General features: G+C 58.5%; 18 protein-coding genes. 9 read left to right on the top strand and 9 right to left on the bottom strand.

What is annotated here, in order from left to right:
* The first annotated feature begins 92 nt into the window (after positions 1-92).
* On the top strand, positions 93-461 hold the full coding sequence (locus R3E77_05510; GenBank protein MEZ5498875.1) for a hypothetical protein: 369 nt from the start codon (positions 93-95) through the stop codon (positions 459-461).
* A 264-nt stretch (positions 462-725) separates the two neighbouring features.
* Positions 726-2432, top strand: a complete 1707-nt coding sequence (locus tag R3E77_05505; protein ID MEZ5498874.1) for an NAD(P)-binding protein — start codon at positions 726-728, stop codon at positions 2430-2432.
* 54 nt (positions 2433-2486) lie between these two features.
* Here the strand turns inward: R3E77_05505 and R3E77_05500 are convergent, their stop codons facing one another.
* Positions 2487-3074, bottom strand: coding sequence for a carboxymuconolactone decarboxylase family protein (locus tag R3E77_05500; GenBank protein MEZ5498873.1), 588 nt, complete (start codon positions 3072-3074; stop codon positions 2487-2489).
* Positions 3075-3661: 587 nt separating this feature from the next.
* Between R3E77_05500 and R3E77_05495 the strand changes: the two genes are divergently transcribed.
* Positions 3662-4315, top strand: a complete 654-nt coding sequence (locus R3E77_05495) for a glutathione S-transferase family protein (GenBank protein ID MEZ5498872.1) — start codon at positions 3662-3664, stop codon at positions 4313-4315.
* Positions 4316-4387: 72 nt separating this feature from the next.
* Positions 4388-6118, top strand: a complete 1731-nt coding sequence (locus R3E77_05490) for a D-aminoacylase (GenBank protein ID MEZ5498871.1) — start codon at positions 4388-4390, stop codon at positions 6116-6118.
* Positions 6119-6179: 61 nt separating this feature from the next.
* Here R3E77_05490 and R3E77_05485 read toward each other — a convergent pair whose 3' ends face one another.
* Positions 6180-6617, bottom strand: a complete 438-nt coding sequence (locus R3E77_05485) for a GFA family protein (GenBank protein MEZ5498870.1) — start codon at positions 6615-6617, stop codon at positions 6180-6182.
* 399 nt (positions 6618-7016) lie between these two features.
* Between R3E77_05485 and R3E77_05480 the strand changes: the two genes are divergently transcribed.
* Positions 7017-7286, top strand: coding sequence for a hypothetical protein (locus tag R3E77_05480; GenBank protein MEZ5498869.1), 270 nt, complete (start codon positions 7017-7019; stop codon positions 7284-7286).
* A gap of 126 nt (positions 7287-7412) precedes the next feature.
* Here the strand turns inward: R3E77_05480 and ygiD are convergent, their stop codons facing one another.
* On the bottom strand, positions 7413-8183 hold the full coding sequence (gene ygiD, locus R3E77_05475) for a 4,5-DOPA dioxygenase extradiol (protein ID MEZ5498868.1): 771 nt from the start codon (positions 8181-8183) through the stop codon (positions 7413-7415).
* A 149-nt stretch (positions 8184-8332) separates the two neighbouring features.
* Here ygiD and R3E77_05470 point away from each other — a divergent pair, with 149 nt between their 5' ends.
* Positions 8333-10315 carry an alpha/beta fold hydrolase gene (locus R3E77_05470; protein ID MEZ5498867.1) on the top strand — a complete coding sequence of 661 codons (1983 nt, stop codon included), beginning with the start codon at positions 8333-8335 and terminating at the stop codon, positions 10313-10315.
* A gap of 36 nt (positions 10316-10351) precedes the next feature.
* On the opposite strand, the gene R3E77_05465 is transcribed toward R3E77_05470, so the two are convergent.
* From R3E77_05465 to R3E77_05445, 5 genes are all read right to left on the bottom strand, one after another.
* Entirely contained in the window at positions 10352-10840 is a 489-nt protein-coding gene (locus R3E77_05465; GenBank protein ID MEZ5498866.1) for a hypothetical protein, read from the bottom strand.
* 74 nt (positions 10841-10914) lie between these two features.
* Positions 10915-11115 (bottom strand): DUF2892 domain-containing protein, encoded by a 201-nt coding sequence (locus R3E77_05460; GenBank protein MEZ5498865.1) that lies wholly within the window; start codon positions 11113-11115, stop codon positions 10915-10917.
* A gap of 222 nt (positions 11116-11337) precedes the next feature.
* On the bottom strand, positions 11338-12666 hold the full coding sequence (locus R3E77_05455; GenBank protein MEZ5498864.1) for an aspartyl/asparaginyl beta-hydroxylase domain-containing protein: 1329 nt from the start codon (positions 12664-12666) through the stop codon (positions 11338-11340).
* Between the two features lie 26 nt (positions 12667-12692).
* On the bottom strand, positions 12693-13076 hold the full coding sequence (locus R3E77_05450) for a zinc-binding dehydrogenase (protein MEZ5498863.1): 384 nt from the start codon (positions 13074-13076) through the stop codon (positions 12693-12695).
* A gap of 16 nt (positions 13077-13092) precedes the next feature.
* Positions 13093-13800 (bottom strand): DUF6683 family protein, encoded by a 708-nt coding sequence (locus R3E77_05445; GenBank protein MEZ5498862.1) that lies wholly within the window; start codon positions 13798-13800, stop codon positions 13093-13095.
* A gap of 145 nt (positions 13801-13945) precedes the next feature.
* Between R3E77_05445 and R3E77_05440 the strand changes: the two genes are divergently transcribed.
* Complete coding sequence (locus R3E77_05440; protein MEZ5498861.1) at positions 13946-14293, top strand: hypothetical protein; 348 nt, start codon at positions 13946-13948, stop codon at positions 14291-14293.
* Between the two features lie 39 nt (positions 14294-14332).
* Here R3E77_05440 and R3E77_05435 read toward each other — a convergent pair whose 3' ends face one another.
* On the bottom strand, positions 14333-15955 hold the full coding sequence (locus tag R3E77_05435; GenBank protein MEZ5498860.1) for a long-chain-fatty-acid--CoA ligase: 1623 nt from the start codon (positions 15953-15955) through the stop codon (positions 14333-14335).
* Positions 15956-16119: 164 nt separating this feature from the next.
* On the opposite strand from R3E77_05435, the gene R3E77_05430 reads away from it, so the two are divergent.
* Positions 16120-17361, top strand: coding sequence for a DUF418 domain-containing protein (locus tag R3E77_05430; protein MEZ5498859.1), 1242 nt, complete (start codon positions 16120-16122; stop codon positions 17359-17361).
* Between the two features lie 101 nt (positions 17362-17462).
* Complete coding sequence (locus R3E77_05425) at positions 17463-18719, top strand: heparan-alpha-glucosaminide N-acetyltransferase domain-containing protein (protein ID MEZ5498858.1); 1257 nt, start codon at positions 17463-17465, stop codon at positions 18717-18719.
* The last annotated feature ends 12 nt before the right edge of the window (positions 18720-18731 follow it).

The raw sequence follows: 18731 nt of genomic DNA, 5'->3' as shown, positions 1-18731 counted from the left end.
GCGCTCAACACACAGGTGCTGACACAACCGCAACGACTGATCACGAGCGGGAACTGGCCGAATTCAAAGTAGCCATTCGCGCCAAATACGATATGAAGGAGCAAGCGTTTCGCGATCATGACCCGGAACCGATCCTGACACGCTTTTATGCACCGACAGCAATCTCGACGGACAACGAAGGCAAGACCCGGATCGGTCGTGAACAGTTGCGACCTGTGTACGAGGAGGTCATTGGATCACTCGTGAGGATCGAATCCTACGCGACATTCGTCAGTGGCGATGCAGGATGGGACTGGGTCAATTTTCATGTCAGCTTCCCACCGGGCGTCGACGAGAATCCGTTTACATTCAAAATGCTGTTTCTTTGGGAACGGATTGACGGCGAATGGTGGTCGCAGGGCGAGATGTACGTCCTGGGCGAGTACGATATGGCGAACAAACCGCAACTAACGCGCCAATAGGGAAGTCCCATGGCCAGAAGAACGAACAAGCATGGTCCGCTATCGATATCGCGACGCGATTTCGTCGGTGGAACTCTGATTGGCAGCGGCGCCGCTTTGTTGACGGCCAAAGCGCCAGGCCTCATTCCGACCGCACAGGCCGCTGGCTCTGGCCCGCACAGTTTTCCACAGAATTTTGCGACCTCACTGACGGGGTTGGACGAGTCCTGGACGGGGCCAGGCGGCGTCGGTGATTATGCAAGTGCGAATGGCAATACACACACCGTGGTCAATGCCGCGCATTCGTTTCGCAATCATGATTTTGATGCCCGTATCCGCGGTGCAGCGAGTACGGGAGAGCATTTCGACCTGATTGTCGTCGGCGCAGGGTTTGCAGGTGTTACTTCTGCCTATACATATCTAAAGCACAAACCCGATGCGCGGGTATTGATTTTCGACAACCATGCGGTTTTTGGCGGCGAAGCGCGACAAAATGAATTCGAGGTAGACGGTTACCACCTTTGGGGACCCCAGGGATCGAACGGTTGCGTTTGGCCGCTCAGTGACGCCAAGAAGATTGGCATGTACTCCGAGCTATGGGGGGAACTCGGCCTGCCGAGCGAATTCGAGTGGCAGGAAGCAAAGAACTCGAACCTGAAGATCCCCAAGGACGTATACACGCCGATGCACCTTGCGTGGGAGGAGACCGATCTGGGCTGGTATATGGATGGCCACCCTATGGCTGTCAATCCGTGGTCGAATCGGTTCCGAGGCCTACCAATCGACGAAAAAACCAAAAACGACCTGATCTGGATGGAAACCTACCGGCAACCACCCAAGCGCGACGACTGGATGCAGTGGCTGGACACAATGACCTACAAGGAATTCATGAAAGCGCAGATGGGCGTAGACAATGAGTTCATCGATCACTATCTGGATCCATTCGCGGCAGCCATGGGTTGCGGCCTTGGAGTCGATGCGATCTCCGCGTTGCAGGCATTTAATTTCATCCAGCCAGGCGTCAACCAGTACAACCGGCAACTGGGCATCGGCGATCCCACCGACTATGTCTACCTCGCAAGTTTTCCGGGCGGGAATACCGGCACACTGCGGCATTTTGTACATCGCCTGATCCCCGACGTCTTCGGCGATGCTAAATCACTTTCGGATATAATTTTCAAACCGATCAACTGGGACGCGCTTGATCGGCCCAATCAACCGGCGCGAATTCGATTGAATTCGCTGGTCGTCAACGTACGTCATCTTGGCTCGCCGGAGAACTCCAAGAAGGTGCGCGTCACCTACCTCAATGGCGGCACGCTGCATCAGGCTACCGCTGACCGCGTGATCATGTGTGGGCAGCAACACCTGAACAAACGTGTGGTCTCGGACCTGCCGGACAAATACGTCGAAGCGATGTCGAAGTTCTATCACTCGCCTATTCTTACTATCAACGTTGCGCTCCGTAACTGGAAATTCATGGACAAGCTTGGCGTAGCGTCCGTACGCTGGTTTGGCGATGCCATGGGTGGCTGGTTCACGACGTTGCGTCGACAGATGATTCTCGATGGCAAAGAGCCCATGCCGCTCGACCCAGAAAAGCCCACGGTTCTGACGATGTACAACTCCTTTGGCGTTCCTGGCCTCCCGGTCGACAAACAGGCCGCAACTGCGCGTTTACGCATGTTTTCCATGAGTTACGCCCACATCGAGGCGGAGGTACGCGCGCAATTCACCAAGATGTTTGCCGCAGGCGGATTCGATGCGGACCGCGACATTGCGGGCGTCACAGTGAACCGACAGGGCCACGCATACGTTGTAACACCTCCAGGATTTTATTATCCGAAGGACGGTGGTACGCCCGTGAGCGATGTCATCCGCAAACCGCATGGCCGCATCGCGTTCGCCCATGCTGAACTACTTGGTTATCAAATGTGGGAAGGCGCAGCTCACGAAGGGGAACGCGCCGCAAAACAGATGCTTGAAATCTAAGCACGCCGGCCAACGTGTAGCGCAACCAGGATGAGACTGGCTGCAGTGCCTGCGTCAGGCGTGCTTTCCGGGCTGCCAAGCTGGTACAGCACGCTCCGTCACCCTCCTGGGATGATCCTCCAGTTCCGTGGCCATCGTATCGTTCCAGCGGTTGAGGTACCCGAACAGCGCAATGGCAGCGACTATTTCCACAATCTGCCCCTCGTCGAAGTGCCTGCCCAGCTCGGCAAAGTCCTCCGGTTCAGCAGCGTTCGGAACCTGCCCGGCTTTCAGCGCCAGGCGAATGGCCGCGCGTTCACCGGCATTGAACAAGTCGCTCGACTCAAACGACCAAAGCGCATTTATTTTTTCGTCGGGGACTTCGTAAATACTTGACAGGTTACTCATATGCGACTGGCAATAGCGGCAACCCGAGGCAATGCTGCTCGCCAGGCTGACCAGCATTTTCAGATCCCTGGCGACTGTGCCCTCATAGAGAACTGCCTGGTTGAGGTCCATGAATGCGCGAACGATTGCAGGACGCCGCGCCATCGTGCGGATGGAGTTTGGCGTGAAGCCACGTGTCCTCGCGTAGTGCTCGAAACGCTCCAGGATACGCTTGTCGTCTATCTCATCATTGCGAAGCGGGCGCAGGTTGGCCATGGCACTTGTCTCACGTTTTTCTGAAACGGGCTGGGCCGTTGCCCCTTGGGTCGCGATCGACTGTGCTATGGTGACTTTGCCGCTTTCGCGCTAGTCTTCCTTGACGACTTTGCGCGCTGTACCCAGAGCGAGCGATTGCCCTGCTTACGCTCATTGATGCTTGCCGCAAGACACTCGGCGTTGTCACGTGCCTGCTCGACCGTGCCCCGAAAGCGCCCAACGACGCGCGAACTGCGACTGGCAACCACATAGCGATACCACGAACCCCGACGATTTGCAGACGCTCCTTGCGCTTGTGCATCGGATGATTCCCAAAAGTCAGGCGCTTCGGTGATCTCTACGTACTCAACATGAAACAATTCAGCTGCATTCATTTAGTTTCTCCCCTTCGGCCGATCGACGGCTTCTGCGCCACAACCAAAGGCGCGGTCGGGTACAGGGTCGCTATGCGACTTTAAGCGCAAGTGTTTGATAATTATAGACAAAAAGCAAAGGCAATTCAACCCGCTGCGCACGCGACAATCGTTGACGCGCCGGTGCCAGTCCTCGCATAGTGGAACCCGGCAAGATCAGGAAAAAGGCATACCATGAAATTGTTCGGATCCATCGCCTCGCCGTATGTCGCACGCGTAGTACTTGCGGCGCGCATGAAGGGACTAGAGCTGCCAATCGCGACTCCGCCCGGCGGCAGCATCAAGACAGCTGAGTATGCAGTGGTCAATCCGCTTGGCAAAATGCCGGCGCTGACCGACCAAGGACGCCACCTCGCCGAGTCGCAGGTTATCTGCGAGTACATCGACGATATCGTGCCCGAGCCGCCACTGCGGCCTGCCGACGCGTACGGCCGGGCTCGCGTCAGCCTGCTCGCTCGCATTGCCGACCTTTATCTGATGAACGGCTTCGGTCCCTTGTTTCGCAACATGAACCCGGCGAAACGCAACCCGACGGAAGTCCAATCCGCGCTTGAAGTGTTCGAGAAGAACAAATCCTGCCTCGAACACTTCATGGAGCCTGGCCCATTCGCGTTCGGCAAGACCCTTACGCTTGCCGACTGCGCCATGTATCCAAGTTTGACTACAACGGGTCTGGTGCTGGTCAGCTACGGCATCACGGACCAGCTCAAGGGGTGCGCGCGACTCAGCCAGTGGTGGAGCAGTATGGAGCAACACCCTGTTGCCGGACCGCTCGGCGCCGAGCACAGGGATGCATTGCTCGCATTGATGAAATCATTTGCATCCTAAGGAAACTCTGCACAGGTGCCACGGGCGCGTTTGATGGTCGCCGCACTTTCGAGGAAATAGACTATGCAAACAATGCATCGGTTCGGCCCATGCCTGGCAGGCGTCATTTCCATCATGGCCATGTCGGTCGTGGCGGCAAGTCCACCCGCCTACGATACCGTGATTCGCGGTGGCACGATTTACGATGGCACTGGTGACCAGCCGCGGCGCGGCGATATTGCCATCAAGGGAGACCGAATAGTCTTTGTCGGTCTGCATGCTCCGGGACGCGGATCGCAGGAATTCGATGCGCGTGGCAAAGCGGTGGCACCGGGCTTCATCAACATGCTCGCCCATCCGGAGGAATCCCTGCTGGTCGACGGCCGCGCTTTATCGGACTTGCGCCAGGGCGTGACTCTCGAAGTGATGGGCGAGATGTCGATGGGGCCGCTGAATGAGCGCATGAAGCGCGAGCTCGTGCAGACACAAGTCGACCTGCACTACGATGTCAATTGGACAACGCTCGGTGAGTATCTGGACATCCTCGAGAAGCGAGGTATGGCACCGAATATCGCCTCGTTCGTCGGCGCAGGCACGGTACGCCAGTATGTCCTTGGGAACGACGACATCGTCCCCGATGCGGAGCAGCTGGCAAGAATGCGCCTGCTCGTTCGCGAGGCGATGGAAGAAGGCGCGCTCGGCGTAACGACTGCATTGATCTATGCACCACTTGCCTTCGCCAAGACCGATGAGCTGGCGGCGCTCGCCAGCGAATCCGGCCGGTGCGGCGGAATATATACGGCTCATATGCGCAGCGAAGGTGATCGATTGTTCGAGGCGATTGATGAAACAATTGAAATTGCGCGCCGTTCCGGGGCGCCCGCGGAGATCTATCACCTGAAGCTTGCTGGCAAGAAGAACTGGAACAAACTCGATGAGGTGGTTCGCAGGATCGACGCCGCCCGCGCAGCAGGAACACGTATCACGGCGAACATGTACACCTACACCGCCGGTGCTACGGGACTTGACGCGGCCATGCCGCCCTGGGTGCAGGAAGGCGGACTGGACAAATGGATCGAGCGCCTCAAGGACCCTGGAATTCGCGCGCGAGTTCGCTCTGAGATGCGCGATCCGGCTCCAACCTGGGAAAACCTTGCGCTCGCTGCCGGCCCGGAAGGCATGTTGCTTCTTGCCTTCAAGAATCCGGCACTGAAGGAATACACAGGCAGGACCGTCGCGGAGGTCGCTCGTCTGCGCAACCAGTCGCCCGAAGATCTGATGATGTCACTCGTTGTCGAGGATGGAACACGGGTCGGCGTGGCCTATTTCCTCATGTCGGAAGAAAATATCCGCAGGCAGGTCACCCTGCCCTGGGTCAGCTTCGGATCTGACGCAGAAGGCGCTGCACCCGAGGGGGACTTCCTGAAGTCGGCAACGCACCCTCGCGCTTACGGCAATTTCGTACGCGTGCTTGCAAAGTATGTACGCGACGAAAAGGTGATCACGATGCAGGAAGCGATCCGCAAACTCGCGGCTCTGCCTGCAGCCAATCTGTCGCTGACCGACCGCGGACTGCTGAAAAGCGGGTATTTTGCGGATGTCGTGGTGTTCGATCCTGCCGCCGTGCAGGACCACGCAACCTTTGACCAACCACACCAGCTGTCAACAGGTGTCAACGACGTCTGGATCAACGGCGTTCGTGCGCTGAAGGACGGCGAAGCCACGCGCCAATGGAGCGGCCGCGTGATTCGCGGGCGGGCATGGACCGGCCAGGCAGGAGGTGGCTGCCGGTCCTCAGCCAGCGATTGGACCTGGAGCCGCTAGCGATCAAGCCCCCCGGCATTTCGACTGCCGCCGCGGCGTCCTGCGATTGGACGCGCGACACTCAGGCCGAAGCCGGCCATACGAAATCGGGCCTCAATCCTGCATGAACGGGACGGCCATCCTTCGGTTTTGGCACACCGGTTGCCGGGTCAAAGAAGGCGTGGTAGGTCGCGGGCAGTTTCGCTGTCTTGTAGCCCATGAGATTGGGAACGATGACGCGAATCCGCTTTTGTTTGTCATCCAGCATGATTGGCGTGCCACACGTGCTGCATACACATAGCTCGAGTGGTCCGTTCGGATTCTGGCTGTTGAATGGCTGACGCTTGAGGCCAGCAAGGTTGTCAACTTTGAGGTCATTGTACTTGAAGAAGACGACGTGCGTCGTCGGTTGCCCAGTGACCCGCTTGCACACCGAGCAATGGCAGGTGTGGTTGTCGATCGGCTCGTTGTCCGAATGAGTATGGATGTGGTCGCATCCGCCAGCATACTTGTGTGACATGACTGAGCACCTTATTTGGGTTGATGATCCAAGGCCCTCAAGCGGTTGGATTATAAGGTTTGAGCAGCATCAGGCCGCAACCGCCTGGACGCGCGCGAACGAACGGTAAGGAAAAGAGTGGCATTTCGCGATGACAATCATTGGGTTAACAGACTTAGCTCGGACCATTGTCAGGCTCATGGACGCATCAGCCTGACGCGGCCCGGATCGACAGAAATGTCACGGATTAGTCAATGCAGGTGAGTACAGTTGTCCCTGGCGTAGGATTTTCGTAGTTCTACGAATTTCATGACGCGTTCGCGGTCGGTACTTTGTCTTGAAAGGCTGGCGATCGGCCCTTGAAGACTCGCGTCGATCAGGGCAACCATGCGCAAATCAGGGCTCAAACTTGGTCAACTGATGGCGGAATCCGAATTTGCAGTCACGGACTTCGCGCAACATGGAAGCGCTACCCAGCAGCAGATAGCCGCGCGGGTGCTGGAAGGCCCCGCCGCGTGGCAGAAATGGGAAAGCAAACACTACTCATTAACGCGCCCCATCGCGCATTTGATGAACCCATGCTTCGATATGAGCAACTCCTTGCGGACTACTTTCACGGCTTTTGCGAAGCAGCATTTTCTGTCGATGAAGCAAGCTGCGAGCGGAGTCGCGCATTGCTGCCTTATCTAAAACAACAGGTCTACGATCAGCGGCGCGCCATCTTGGACCTGCCGCGGAGCCATCGCTGGCTGATTCGAGAACACGAGTTACGTCGTGCGAACGGCGACACGGAGCGACTCAGGACACTTCCGCGCTTCATATCCTGACATCGAGACCGTAACAAGTCATCGACAGCGATCCCATCGCATAGCCGCGCAGCAAAGGCTGCAGCCGAGCGCCGTTCAACCCAAGGCCCGCAAGATAAAGGAGCGGCACGAAATGATCGGGAGTCGGAACCGCCGCTCGATAATCGGCATGACCGGTGATTTTCAGGATATCGCCTGGATTCGTTTCGAGTTGCGCAAGAACGGCGTCGTCGAAGCGCTGCGCCCAGTCGAATCCGTGGTACGGCCTGCCCCAGTCGATTGCTGACAGATTGTGCACGACATTGCCACTTGCAAGAATCAGTATGCCGCGCTCTCGAAGTGGCGCGAGATGCGCGCCCAGGTCGATGTGATAGGCCAACGGCTCGAGTGCATTGATCGACAATTGCACTACGGGTATGTCAGCTTCGGGATACAGGTGTGCCAGAACGCTCCAGGCTCCATGGTCGAGACCCCATTGATCCTGGTCAAGCGCCATCGCGAATGGCGCAGCTAGCTCGCAAATCTCGACAGCCACATCCGGTGCCCCGGGCGCCGGATACTCAAACTCGAAAAGACTTTGCGGGAATCCATGAAAGTCGTGGATGGTGCGTGGTCTCGCCATGGCGGTCACTGCGGTTACACCGACGTACCAATGCGCAGAAATGACCAGTACGGCCTTTGGTTTCGGTAACGCTGTCCGGAATTGGCGCCACGCCCGTGTAAATTGGTTTTGCTCGAACGTGTTCATCGGACTACCATGACCGACGAACAATGCGGGCATTGTCTTATCCACGATGGATTTCCTCGCGGGAAGTTGTCAACCTCTGACCCACCCCGCATCCAGGCGATAGCAGCGCGAGCACCTCGACCAGAAGGCCTTTATACTAGAATCAGGTGCTTTCGATTGCTGTCGCATTCAATGGAGTGATTATGCGTCGTCTGCTCGCGCCGGTTTCGGCTTCATGCCTGCTTGCCGCCATTCAATCGTTCGTTGTGCCGACCGCGTCGGCAGACCCACCCCCTGCGAGCGCTTTCGCACGTCTGCCGCAGATTTCCAATGTCGTACTGAGCCCCGGCAGCACAATGCTGGCGTGGGCCAATCATGATCAGCCAAGCCCGGTCATTGAGACCTTCAATCTCGCCAAGCAGCAAAAAGGACCTTCGTTCTCAATTCCGGTCGATCTGATACTTGCCGGTGTCGCGTTTGCCGACGACGACATGCTGTTGCTAGAGCTCAATAAGGTCCAGTCTATCGACTACGATTTCGAGCGCAAATATGTCGCCGCACGCGTCATCGCATTGGATCTGTCAACCGGCAAAGCTCGGGTCCTGTTGGCAGCCGGCCACTACATCTCGCTGCACACCAAAATACCGCACGAAATCGTCATGACCGGCTATGAATATCTGGTCACCGCTCATAAAGACGCCATCGGTTCACGGCTCGCGGGCGGTCGAAGTGATTCGGGCCTGGTTCCCGGAATATTTGGCGTCGACACGCGCAGCGGAAAATTTCGCAAGATCGCTCAGGGCAATCAGTACACCATTGACTGGGTCGTTGACGCCGATGGCAATGCCGCTGCCCGGGCCGACTGGTATCCAGGCGAAAGAACTTATCGCGTACTGACGAAAGACAGTGCTGGCTGGCGGGTCATCTATGAGCGATCGGATGGCCGCGACCTTGCACTTTGGGGTGTATCGGCTGATCACCAAGGCATTCTCGCGACCGGCGCCATGAACAGCGACCGCTATTCGAAAGCCTGGATACTGCCGATTGACGGCAGCGCGCCGCGGGTTCTATCCGAGGATCCGGACGGTGACATAACTGGCATTGAATTTGATCCGCACACCGGGGCTCCACTCAGCGTTTATCATGTTGCGCCAGGACAATACCAGTGGCTCGATGCCCGTCTGGAGCAACGATCCGAGCTTCTCGGCCGTTCGTTCCCCGGGCAGACGCTTGACATTTCGCCGGCTCCAGTCGATGCGACAAAGGTCCTGCTGCAAACACAATCTTCCTCGCACCCGCCGGTTTGGTATGTGGTCGACCTTGCCAGGAAATCAGCGACGCCTGTTGGTGATGCATATCCGGAACTAATCGATGTGCCGATGGGAGAAACGCAACGCATCGATTATCCATCGCGCGACGGCGCAACGATTCCGGCCTACCTGACCCTTCCGCCGGGTACTGCGGACAGGAATTTGCCGCTAATCGTCCTCGTGCATGGTGGCCCGGCAACCCATGACGACGATCTCGAATTCAACTGGTGGGTTCAGTTCCTCGCCACCCGCGGTTACGCAGTTCTGCAACCACAGTTTCGCGGTTCGACCGGATTCGGAGAAGCGCACCGAATTGCTGGCGAACGGCAGTGGGGCAAGCGGATGCAGGATGATGTCACCGATGGTGTGCGCAAGCTCATCAGTGATGGCATCGCCGATGCAAAGCGAATTTGCATCGTCGGCGCCAGCTATGGCGGTTACGCTGCGCTCGCCGGGGCCGCTTTCACACCGGATCTGTACGCTTGTGCGGTCAGTATTGCCGGAGTGTCCGATTTGCCATTAATGATTGGGCATACAGAGAAGATGTCCAGCGACGAATCCAATTCGCTGGCCTACTGGCGCCGACATATCGGACCCCCGGATGATCCGGATGTCATCGCCTACTCGCCAGCCAGGGCGGCATCGAACGTACGCGTCCCGATACTGCTCATTCATGGACTCGACGACATCGTGGTCCCGCCTGTTCAGTCGCAGACCATGGTGCGGGCCATGCAGGCCGCAGGCAAGGAAGCATTGTACGTCGAAGTTCCCGAAGGGGATCACTGGCTGACTACATCGACCATGCGCGAGCGCATGCTCGAGGAGTCAGGGCGCTTTATTGCTCGATATATCGGCCGCCCGTCGCAAGGTCAGTAATGGGCGCGAAAACGGTGCGGGTTCCAGCAAATTGCGCTAGACCTCTTCGCCAGCGATACCTGCCCGAAACGTGGTGTACACGTAGACAGGGATTCCCAGGTCCCCGAGGTGCTGCTCGATCAGCGGTTGCACGACCTCCCACTGCAAACCGCCGACGCCAGTTGCGAGGCGCGGCAGCGCCAGGCTCGCAAGTGACTCGTCGCGCGCGAGCTGGTGCAGCGACTTGAGCGAGTGCGCGACATTCGACGCCGATGCTCGGCCCGGCCTGCCGCCTCGATGTCCTTCGGCACCCTCCTGCGTGAAGAGATTCACGATGCGAACACCGTCAGCGCCGACCCACGTCCAGAGCGTGCCGGTCTTCGGATGGTAGGTCTGGCAGTAATGACGAAAATCCTTGTATAGGGCTGGTGATCGCTCACGGAGCGAAAGGGCCAGACCCTGTGAAAACGGATCGTTCGGCGCAACCCCATGGGCGATGGCGGCAGCGCGTGACAAAAGTATGTCGCCTGTCAATTGTTTGATCATGATGAACTACGTCCCGGTTACAGGCGATTGAAGCATTGCCTTGATTCGCCCGCAAAGCGGGCGGCCGTGTCGCCTTACTGCTTCCGCACGGGACAGGTACTCACGCCGATCAGCGAATACAAAGGGCAACTGCCCATGAATGCTGTCAACAGCGGCACCAGACCGATAAGTCCCCAGTATTTCGTTGGCGCTGGCAGGAGGAAAAACAGCGACAGCAGCCCGAGTCCTACAACAACTCGCAGGATACGATCGACTCGACCCACGTTCGTCTTCATTTGCGCCCCTCGTCCGGTTCGGATTACGACTACTGCGACGATAATGGGGCTTCGGGACTAAAGTCTGTAGCTTGAAACACGGAGCGCCCTGCGGCAACCACCTATACCATTTTGCTTGGACGTCATGGCCTCGCGGTCTCTGGAATCCAGGCCCAACGCCTGGTCAAGGCAAAAGTTTGCTCATCCCGTAGCGGCCGACGCACCTTGCAAAGCCAGCCGGGCTCAGGCTGGTGGAATTCGCCGATGCTTGAGCCAGCGCCCGCGCGCCTCGAAGGCACGCTCAATCGCAAACCGCTCAATTGTGCTCAATTCGGGGTGGTGGGATTCGAAAATCAACACGACGCGATCACGATCCGAACGATTCCAGGCTTCGTGCTCGAAACTGTCGTCGAACGCAAAAATCTCGCCTTCACGCCACGCGTGGACATCATCCCTGACACGAATCGCGCAGGCCTCTGGCACGATCAACGGCAAATGCACTGTCAGACGATTGTTACATGCACCGTAATGCGGCGGAATATGCGTGCCCGGCTTCAGTCTCGAGAAAAACAGCTCGATCGGCGTACCGCCTTCGACGCGAACGATGTCCGCAGCCTCGAGAGCCTGCAATGTGCGCGGAAACAGTCGCGCATTGGGCGCCTCCTGCGCCGCCTTGAACAAGTGGATCGACGACCAATCGGTGTTGCCGCGAAGCTCCCGCCAACTCTGAGCACTGACGCTTTGTTCAACGTATGGAGCGAACTGCGCTCCGTTGCTTGCGGCCGCGAGGTACTCATTGCGAATGACTTCGGTCGCGGATTCTACTGCTGCGACCCATGGCAGGGCTTCACGAGGCGTTATTGTCCGCGCTTCGAGATCAGGCATGTAGAAAATACTCGGTTCGTGCTTGCGAGTCCCGTAAGTAAACGGCTTGTCGTGGGTTTGCACCCAGATCGCATTGATAACGCGAGCCAATTCGGCTGGCGCACCCGCGTGCCCGGTGCTCATCCCTGCACTCTCGGCCACGCTGTCCGCATGCAGCTGCGTAAAGTGCCGGCGGATGACCCGGTCGGCGGTGATTGCGCGAAAACGCACCTCCGGATGCGCGTCCGCCCGGTCCATTCCTGCAAGAAACGCGGGATCGATGTCATTACCCAGCGAGAAAACCATGGCGGCATCCTCACGGCGGCCCGCCGCCTCGAGTGCCGCACCCGTGAACAGCGCAATGCGTGCATCTTTGGGGTTCAGGTGAAGTGCGCGCAAATAGGCATCGACCGCGCCGTCAATGTCTCCTGTCTTCTCGCGCGCAGTCGCAAGATTGAACCACAGGTCCGGATACGATGGGTTGATTTGGACACAGCGTTCGTAAGCAAGCGCAGCTGCGTGATACTGGCTACCCCGAAACGCGATACTCGCAATGAACGCATGTGCAGGTACGGCATTCGGGTCATGGTGCAGGGCTTCGCGGAAGTATGCCTCCGCTTCAGAAACCCTGCCGGCACGCACCAAGGATGCCCCGTGTTCGATGAGATCATTCGCCGCGGCCGATCCTTGAGAGGCAGGACTTGTCATCGGCTTTTGATCGTTCGGAGTTTGCATCACATTTGCAGCAGGACCTTGCCACCAAGGCCACCGCGCTCGACAAGGTAATGGGCCTCGACCGCTGCATCGAGCGGCAGCCGCTCGGCGATCGGCACTGCGACCGACCCTCGCAACACATCCGCGAGGAGCGCTGCGAGCTGTTCGCCATCGGGACGCCCTGCAACGAATTCCGGCGCTCTCGGCAATCCTTGCGGATCGATAGGCGTCGTCGTCGCCGTACGAATGCGTCCGCCAACGGCGACTCGACGACACAACGCAGCCACATCCGGGCCGCCAACCGTATCGAGTACGTGATCGAAGGCGGTTTCGGGTGGGATCTCTGCGCCTAGTACGACCACGTCGTCGGCACCCAGGGCGCGCGCACCACTCACCTGATTCACGCGCTCGCCCGAGGCGCTAAGGAACGGTCGGCTCGTCGCCGACTTCGATGCCGCTTTCGTCGATTGACATCGTTTCAGGATCAAGCTGCAGCTGCCGCAGGTATCCCGCGGCCGCTTGCCGAAGCTCGTTGGTCCTATTTGCCGAGGGCTGGCGTCGCAGGGTATCGCGCGTGGCAAGCACATACATACCGAGGATCGCCATGCGCTCGTATTGGGCGCGACGCACTCCGGCGTCGAGACCGGCAAAACTGGCATCTTTCGCCATGGCGTTTTGCAGCTGCGAGATAACCGGCTTGTAGGTCGCCGGATCGAGTGTCTCATCGTGGTACGCCTCGTAGGAACCGATGACGAGACATGCCATTGCCACCGCGGCATCGCCATGCGCCACGCCCAGCGAGGATTCGAGCTGCGCGAATGCCTGCAGGAGCTTCGAGAAACTCTCCTCCGCTGCCGCGCGGTCGCTCTCCGGGAAACTCTGCGCGAGTTCGTGCGCTACATTGCTGTTTCCGGACGTCGTCGTCGCGACCTGTTTGGAAACCGGTGCCGGTTTGGCGGCTTGAGCACTCGCGCCATCCAACATGCTCTTGTTGAGCAGATACCCTGCCGTGATATTCATCGAATTGAACGTCTGCGACGTGAAGTCGATCGGCACGTACTGAGCGTGCGACTGGACCGCGGTGAGCGACAGTCCGGCAAAAACGAGCGCGCGTAGTGTATTCAACATGGTCAATCCGAGGTCAGCTGAACGTCCCAATCTCGTCCCATCTTCGCAACCTGGCAACGAGGAATGTCAGACTTGAGCAGTCTGCACGGGCAATTATATCGCAGCCTGCGCAAAGATGACCTTGTTCAAGATAGGGAGAAATCGGATGAAATCCACTTGGATCATGGCACCAATCCTTGCGAGTCTGAACATTGGTGTATCCAGCTGCACGAGCGAACCCGAAGGCAGCGCCTGTCCCGCGACAGGCGCCCGGCTTTATGTCACTTCGACCGGCATAGTGACACTCAATGGCGACGTCGTCGACGTCAACGCGGTCAAAGAGGCCCTCGCCAACATCGATCCGCCGCCAACCGTCGCTTGCTATTCCAGGGACGCCGCCGCAGGGGAGCCGCATCCTGCGACTAGCCAGGTGATCGACGCGATCATTGCACAACAACTCCCGGTCGCGTTTTACACCGATAACACATTCAAGATCGCGGTCAAGATGGAGTGAGTCGAAACTGCCGATCGGTGCGTCGCTGGATGTCCTGCATCAGACAGGATGCAGATGACGCCAGAACTGCTCGCGCAGTTTTGCCTTGAGAATTTTGCCGGTTGCGGTCATCGGCATCTCGGCAACGAAGGCGACATCATCCGGTAACCACCACCGCGCCATGCGCGGTGTCAGAAATTCGAGAATCTCCTGTTTGGTCGGCGACTCTCCCTCCCTGGGGACGATGACCAGCACCGGCCGCTCATCCCACTTCGGGTGGAAAGCCGCCACGGTCGCGGCAAGCGACACCTTCGGATGTGCCATCGCCGCGTTCTCGATATCGATCGAACTGATCCACTCACCGCCGGACTTGATGACGTCCTTGGTTCGATCGGTAATCTTCATGTAGCCATATTGATCCCAGGTCGCCACATCACCGGTTGGAAACCAGCCCTCCGTATCCAGTACCTTCCCGCCGTCGCCCTTGAAATAGCCGCCAGCGACCCAGGGACCACGCACCCAGAGCGGCCCGAACGTGGCGCCGTCCCGTGGCGCGACCTCGCCTTTTGCATCGCGAATCTGCATCTCGATTCCGAATAACACCCGCCCTTGCTTGACCAGCGTTTGCGCGCGCTGCGCCTCTGGTAGCGCCTGCACTTCAGCGGTCGGCGTTGAAGCTGTGCCAAGCGGACTCGTTTCGGTCATGCCCCACAGGTGAATGGCCTCGACGCCGTGTTGTTCGTGCAGCGCCTGCTTCATCGCTGCAGGGAGGGCCGTGCCTGCGACCAGGCAGCGCCGCAGGTGGTCCAGGCGCCTGCCATGCTCCTGCAACCATGCGAGCAGCATTGTCCAGATCGTTGGCACGCCGACAGCGAAGGTAACCTGCTCCGTATCGAGCAATTCGAACAGGCTCGCGGCATCGTTGCGATTGCCAGGGAGTACGAGCTTTGCGCCGACCATCGGCGCGCAATAGGGCATGGACCAGCCGTTCGCGTGAAACAATGGCGCGATCGGCATGACGGTATCGCGACTGCCGAGCGCGAAGCAATCAGGCTGGATGGCCGCTAGCGCATGAATCAGAGTCGAGCGATGCGAATAGAGGACGCCCTTTGGATTGCCCGTCGTGCCCGAGGTGTAGCAGAGCGAAGAAGCAAGGTTCTCATCGAACTGTGGCCACTCCCATGAGGTGTCGCCGTCTGCGATCCAGTCCTCTGAAGCCTCGAGTTGCAATGAGGACGGCGGCAAATGCTCGCGATCTCCGAGAACGACGAATCGCTCGATACTCGGAACCTCCTTGGCGATCGCTTCGACAATGGGCAGCAGATCGGCGTCGAAGAACAGCGCACGATCCTCGGCATGACGGATGATATAAGCGATCTGTTCGCGAAAGAGCCGCGGGTTGACGGTATGCAGCACCGCGCCGGTGCCGGAGACACCGTAGAAGCATTCGAGGTGCCGGTAGTTGTTCCAGGCGAGGGTTGCGAGGCGCTGGCCTTTCGCGATGCCGCGACGTTCAAGTGCGCTAGCGAGAAGGCGTGCTCGGCATTCAATCTCCGAGTAGGTGGTCCGATGAATCGAACCGTCACCCATTCGAGACACGACTTCGCGCTTCCCGTGGTTCCCGGCAGCGTGGCGGATGAGGCCCGAAATCATCAACGAGTATTGCTGCATCAATCCCAGCACGATCAACTCCTGAATGCACCGCGACGCGATGACTGTCCGGCTACTTTGGCCCCGGAGGGCGAACCTCGCAAGTATCGGTGGGCGTTCGATCTCACAAACTGTACTTAAGCGATGTCGCTTGGCAGCGCTTGACTTCGACCTGGACTTTGCGTGAACTCTGACCCATGTCGGGCAATACACTGGACCGGCGGGAACCGGTCGGCGCACCCCTCGCCCCGGGCGAGCGGCTTTTTGCGCTCGATGTAATTCGCGGTTTTGCGTTGCTCGGTATCCTGGTCATGAATCTGCCGGATTTCTCCGGTGCGCCTCGTTTTTTCGGCGGCGATACGCAGGCGGCATGGCCTTTGGCGGACCGCATCGCCGACACTGTGCGCAGTCTGTTCTTCGACGGCAAATTCAACAGCCTGTTCAGCTTTCTTTTTGCCCTCGGCTTTACCATTCAACTCGACCGTCTGCAGCGGAGCAATTCCGCCGGCGCAACCAAGATCTACCTGCGCAGGCTGCTCGTCCTGTTCATTTTTGGGGTGTTGCATGGCTGCCTGTTGTGGCCCGGCGATGTACTGCATGTCTACGCGGTACTTGGCCTCGTACTGCTCGCAATACGCGGCTTTTCAGATCGTACGATCTTCATGCTCATTGCGATCAGCCTGAGTATGCCTGGCCTGCGTAGTCTCGCGTTGCTCCTGCTCGCATCCCCAGCGGCGAACCAGCAGCGCGTCGATTTTCTCGACGGAATCGAAAGAGGTCGCCAGATTGCCTTTGGACAAGGCAGCTATGGCGCATCGGTCATTGAGAGTACGCGGCAATTCGCAGCGTTTTACATCAACCCAACCGCATGGAGCATGACGCTGATGTGGTTCTTCGTGTTTGGCACGACCATGCTGATTGGGCTACTTGCGGGGCGCTGGCGCTGGCTGCAGAACTATCACGACCACGTTGGCGCAATCCGCCGCCTGCAGTGGTGGTCTCTCGCAATCGGGCTCGCTACCGCTGGAATGGCGACAGTTGCCGAGAGCGCCCTGGATCCGAAACAGCCATCCTTGGTCTGGGTCGCCTATCGGATCTGCTATGGTCTGGCCCGCGTCGGCATCATGCTTTTCTATGTGAGCACCATCGCGCGTATGGCGCATTCGGCCCGCTGGCAAGACCTGCTCAAGCCGCTCGCCGCGGCGGGCCGTCTTCCGCTCACCAACTACCTGCTGCAAACCGTGTTGTGCACAACCATCTTCTACCATTGGGGCATGGGGTACTGGGGAAAAGCCACGCCGGTGACGGAGCTGGCGCTGGCATTCGGGTTGTTCTTTTTGGTCCAGGTGCCACTCAGCGTGCTGTGGTTACGCCATCATCGTTTCGGCCCAATGGAGTATTTGTGGCGCATGCTGACCTATGGCCGAGGCTCACTGTAGCAAGCAAACCGAACAGCGCCTGCCTCTGTCCTGCGTGTAACGGGATCACCTACCGCAGAAAAACTTAAACGCGCAGCAAAAGACGCAATGTTCTGCTGCAAATGTCATTGTCAAATAGTGGCCACGGTATTCTGGCGCAGTGGGAGCGAGCCGCCATGGCCGGTATGACGGCTACTGTGACACCCGAATTGTTAATTGCGGACGCAAGTGCCCGATCGCAGAGCGCCATTCGGCATCGTCTGCAAAGCATTGACGCGCTACGCGGCTTCGTCATGGTCGTCATGTTGCTCGATCACGTGCGCGAGAACTGGTTCCTGCACTGGCAAGTCTCTGACCCTGTCGATGCAATGACCGTGGATCCGGGGCTTTTCTTCACGCGCCTGACCAGCACAATCTGTGCGCCAGTCTTCGTCTTCCTGACCGGTACCGGGGCCTATCTATATAGTGTCAACCACAGTCGCAAGGACACCGTACTGTATCTGGTCAAACGCGGTCTCTTTCTGATGGTGCTCGATGTCACGCTGATGACCCTGGCCTGGACGACCAAGTGGCCGCCGACCATCTGGTTGCAGGTGATCTGGTGCATTGGCGTGGCAATGATCGCCCTTGCTGTCCTGATGTATTTGCCGCGAGGCGCACTGGTTGCGCTCGGACTGGCAATCGTCTGCGGCCACAACCTGCTGGATGGTATTCGACTGTCACCGGATGATGCCTTTTATGTGCCCTGGGCAATGTTGCACCAACGTGACCTGATCGCCCTGCCCTTTGGCGCCGTGGCCCGCACGAGCTATCCGGTACTGGCGTGGATTGGTGTCATTGCGCTTGGTTTTTGCGTTGGCCCCTGGTTTGACCGACAGATCGATGCGGCCGGGCGGCAGCGCCGCCTCATCTTGATTGGAATTACCATGCTGGTCGCGTTCATCCTGTTACGGGCGCTCAATGGCTACGGTGACAAGCCCTGGGTACATACGGGTGATACCTTGCGCACGGTGATGAGTTTCCTGGCCTTGACCAAATACCCGCCGTCGCTGTTGTTCCTCCTGGCAACGCTTGGACTCGGCGCCATTCTGCTCGCGCTGTTCGAGCGCTCGGAGCACTCGAAGTGGATTCAGGTACTCGCGGTATTTGGTGCGGCACCCTTGTTCTTCTACGTATTTCACATCTACGCACTGCGCGCTCTCTATCATGGCGCCTACCTGATTTGGGGCCCGAATCACGGCGCCGTCTATGGCGTCGATAGTCTCGGTTGGGTGTGGGTCTGGTACCTGGCGCTGCTGGTGCCGTTGTACTACCCCACCGCCTGGTTCGCGCGACTGAAAGCACGTCGTAGGGATCTCGCGTGGCTCAGATACCTGTGACGCCAGCGAATC

The sequence above is a fragment of the Steroidobacteraceae bacterium genome (assembly GCA_041395505.1).
Classification (GTDB): Bacteria; Pseudomonadota; Gammaproteobacteria; order Steroidobacterales; family Steroidobacteraceae; genus JAWLAG01.
The sequence above is the reverse complement of the archived record's forward strand: the minus strand, read 5'-3'. Positions and strand labels throughout refer to the sequence as shown.